Raw genomic sequence first — 3,580 nt, 5'->3', positions numbered from 1 at the left:
ACGGTGAAATTTTACCTCTTTTCACAAAAGTTGATGGTATTACCTATAAGAAAGACAATGGTGATTACAGTCCATTAAAAGCGCCTTTTATAGCTGGTGGTGGTGCGTTTGGTTACAAAATGGACGACATCAGGGTTGATGTTGAAGGAGTTTATTCATACCTAAACAAAAATGATGTTACAGATGCAAAATTTACGCCAGATACTATTGCAGACAGTTTAACAGCAATTTCAGGACTAGTTAACGTTTATTACGATATAGCAATTGAAGATATGCCTATCAAAAAATGCTTCCTCTTTCTTGGAGAAATTTGTTATATTCTCTCTCTCTCTCATTTTTTGTGGCAATAAAAAAGAAGTTGTCTTAAATGGCTATTTATAATGAATTTTGTCAGTAACTGCCAGTTCTTTTCACTTGAGCGATGCAACAAAGCCATCCCAGTGTCGGCTACTTGGATGACACCATTTATTGTAAAGACTTACCTCACATTTACTCTATGATTATCTTTTTAGATCACCTTGTCTACCTATTTTGCCACTCTGCTGAACGGATACAATTTATTGCTATTTTTGTTTACAATAATAATATTGAGCTATAGAATTAGATCTAAAGGGGCAATTAGCTCAGCTGGTAGAGCATCTCGTTTACACCGAGGAGGTCGGCAGTTCAAGTCTGTCATTGCCCATTTGCTTAACTGAATGTTAGTATTATTAATTACTTCAATTAAAGTATAAAAAATGCAGGATAATATAGTACCAATCTCAATAGTAAAAGAGCTGGAAGATTCTTATCTCTCCTACGCAATGAGCGTTATCATAAGCCGGGCTATACTACTGCATGCCCTTGGATTTAAACCTGTTCACAGGCGCATATTATATGCAATGTCAAGAGCTGGATTCGATGCCGGTAAGCCATATAAAAAGGCAGCTCGTATAGTTGTGGATGTAATGGGGAAATATCACCCACATGGTGATGCAGCTATTTACGATTCCTTGGTTAGAATGGCTCAAGATTTCTCTCTTCTTTTACCGCTTATTGATGGGCAAGGTAACTTTGGTTCGATAGATGGAGATCCACCAGCTTCAATGCGATACACAGAAGCAAGACTTCAAAAAGTGTCGCACTTTTTACTGAATGATATTGATGAAGATACAGTTAATTTTAGGCCAAACTACGATGGAAATGAAACAGAACCAGTTGTGCTGCCTGCAGAGTTTCCGAATCTATTGCTAAACGGTGCAAGTGGTGTTGCAGTTGGTATGGCAACCAATATTCCTTCTCATAATCTTGGAGAAATAATAGATGCTTGTATATTATATGTAGATAATCCTGAAGTTACTTTTGATGAGTTACTTGAAGTGATGCCAGGGCCGGATTTCCCAACTGGGGGAACGATTCTTGGAAGGTCTGGAATAAGATCAGCATTTGCAACGGGTCGTGGATCAATTGTTGTGCAAGGCAAGACTCACATAGAAGACCTGCCACAAGATAGGCAAGCAATAGTGATTGATGAAATACCTTACCAGGTAAACAAAGTAAAATTAATTGAGAAGATAGGTGAGCTTGTAAAAGAAAAAAGAATTGATGGCATAACAGAAATTAGGGATGAATCCGATAAGTCTGGTATTAGAGTAGTAATTGACCTCAGAAGAAATGCTGAGGCAAGTTTTATACTTAATCAAATATTGGGGCTAACTCCACTAAGAAGTAGTTTTAGTGTTAACACTTTAGTGCTCAATAACAACAGGCCTGCTTTGATGTCGTTAAAAGAAATCATAGCTGCTTTTGTTGACTTTAGAAAAGAAGTGTTAATCAGGAGAACAGAATTTCGTCTAAGAAAAACGAGAGAAAAAGCTCATATATATATAGGGCTCTACATTGCGGTCCTCAGCATAGATGAAGTGATAAAAATCATCCGCGGTGCAAAAGATCCTGCGGAAGCAAGTAGAGAACTTTTAAATAAAGAATGGAAAACTTCGAATGAAATCAACACTATTATTGAGTTGATTTCAGATAGCGCAAGCTTTTTGAAAGATGGAGTGTATAGATTAACTGAGCTACAAATTAAGGCTATCCTTGATATGAAACTGCAGCGTTTAACAGGCCTTGAAAAAGACAAATTAGAAGCTGAGCTAAGTTCAATGATCAACCTGATAAAAGAATATATCGCTTTTCTTGGCTCAGAAGAGAAGTTGATGAAAGAAATAAAAAACAATTTACAAGAAATAAAGAACAGATTTGCTGTGCCGCGAAAAACTTCAATAGAAGAGTCAGACGCGGACATTGAAGCTGAAGATCTAATTCCACAAGAGGATATGGTGATAACCGTAACTATGAATGGTTATATCAAGCGTGTAAAACTTTCTCACTACAGAACTCAGCGTCGTGGTGGAAAAGGAAAGCTAGGACAGGGATTAAAAGAAGAGGATGTAATCACAGAATTATTTGTTGGAAATACCCATACTAGCTTTTTATTCTTTTCTAACATTGGTCGAGTTTATAGATTAAAAGTTTATAAGTTACCTCTTGCAGAGCCAACCGCACGTGGGAGAGCACTTGTTAACATATTTCCGCTTAGCGATGGTGAAACTATAACTAATATCATGCCATTGCCAAGTGAAAATGACGAAAATCAAAACATAGTTTTTGCTACTGCCTATGGAAACATAAGGCGTAACTCCTTAGCGGACTTTCACTATATTCCAAGCAATGGAAAAATAGCAATAAAGCTCGATGAAGGAGACAAATTAGTATCGGTTAAGGTATGTAATGAAATTGACCATGTTTTACTTTCAACAATGCTTGGAAAAAGTATCAGATTTGTTGTAAGTGATGTGCGTCAATTTAAGAGTCGCAATTCAGATGGCGTAAGAGGTATCAAACTTGTAAAGAATGACAGCGTGATATCCATGACCATATTAAATGGGATAGGTGTAGCAACAGAAACAAAAGAACTTTACTTAAAAGTTCCACTTGCAAAAAGACTGGGGACTGCAATTAATAACTCCATTGATTCTAAATTGGAAAAGACTTTGAATGATTTAGGAATAGATAACGAATTATTCTTAAAACTTGCAGTGAATGAGGAGTTTATATTAACTATTACTGAAAATGGCTTTGGTAAAAGAACTTCTGCGTATGAGTATAGAGTAACTAACAGGGGTGGTGTTGGTATCACCAATATTCTTACTACTAGCAGAAACGGTAATGTTGTTGCTAGTTTTCCAGTTGAGCAGGGTGATAATATAATGCTTATTACAGATAAAGGAAAGTTAATTCGCATTTCGGTCAATGAGATTAGAATTGCAGGACGCAGCACTCAAGGAGTCACTCTGTTTAAAACAGAAAGTAGAGAAAAAGTGGTGTCAGTAGCGAAAATTGAAGATCCTGATTCCACTGAAGATAGTATTTTTGAAGTTGAAAGCTCTATCGCTTCTTAACCGTAGTATAGGTTAAACAAAAAGCGCAAGTTTTTGTTGATTAATACGCAGTATTTAAATTAAAATATATACTTATGGCTAAGTAAAGATCAATGGACAAAAATTAACTAAAAATAAAAACCACTGGCAGACAAAGAGGA

General features: G+C 36.3%; 1 protein-coding gene, 1 tRNA gene and 1 pseudogene. All 3 read left to right on the top strand.

Annotated features, from left to right (window positions below; translation table 11 throughout):
- Nucleotides 1-281: pseudogene (locus WGMM_RS05070) on the top strand (P44/Msp2 family outer membrane protein); the annotation flags it as partial.
- 331 nt (nucleotides 282-612) lie between these two features.
- Nucleotides 613-685, top strand: a tRNA-Val gene (locus WGMM_RS05065).
- 52 nt (nucleotides 686-737) lie between these two features.
- Nucleotides 738-3,440 carry a DNA topoisomerase (ATP-hydrolyzing) subunit A gene (gyrA, locus tag WGMM_RS05060; RefSeq protein WP_038250961.1) on the top strand — a complete coding sequence of 901 codons (2,703 nt, stop codon included), beginning with the start codon at nucleotides 738-740 and terminating at the stop codon, nucleotides 3,438-3,440.
- Nucleotides 3,441-3,580 lie beyond the last annotated feature (140 nt).

This window comes from Wolbachia endosymbiont of Glossina morsitans morsitans (genome assembly GCF_000689175.1).
Classification (GTDB): domain Bacteria; phylum Pseudomonadota; class Alphaproteobacteria; order Rickettsiales; family Anaplasmataceae; genus Wolbachia; species Wolbachia pipientis.
This window is presented reverse-complemented; position numbering and strand designations above follow the sequence as displayed.